The following is a 276-nucleotide window of genomic DNA, read 5'->3' on the forward strand; positions in this document are numbered from 1 at the left end:
TGGCCGAACTCTCCCGTTCCACCCCTGCGGTCGGCGGTCCCTCGCCGGAACAGTCTCCGCGTGCTGGCCAGCCGGAGCTGACGCCGGAGGAGCGCGAGGAGAAGATCGCCGCTGTGCTGGTCGAAATTCTCGACGATCCGCAATCGGCCTATCGCACCGATGCCGTGCTGTACCAGGATTTTCTGGTGCGCGCCCGCATGCGCCGTATTCCCGGAACGCCGATGACGCTTGCGGATTTCCGCCGGCAGGTGGCGATTGCACGCTCAGGCGTGGATG

1 protein-coding gene is annotated in these 276 nt (G+C 66.3%); it reads left to right on the forward strand.

From position 1 onward, the window contains the following. On the forward strand, positions 1-276 hold a 276-nt coding region (locus SB764_RS39845; RefSeq protein ID WP_410866728.1), incomplete at both ends, for a hypothetical protein.

The organism is Paraburkholderia sp. SIMBA_027 (assembly GCF_046535315.1).
Taxonomy (GTDB): Bacteria; Pseudomonadota; Gammaproteobacteria; order Burkholderiales; family Burkholderiaceae; genus Paraburkholderia; species Paraburkholderia tropica.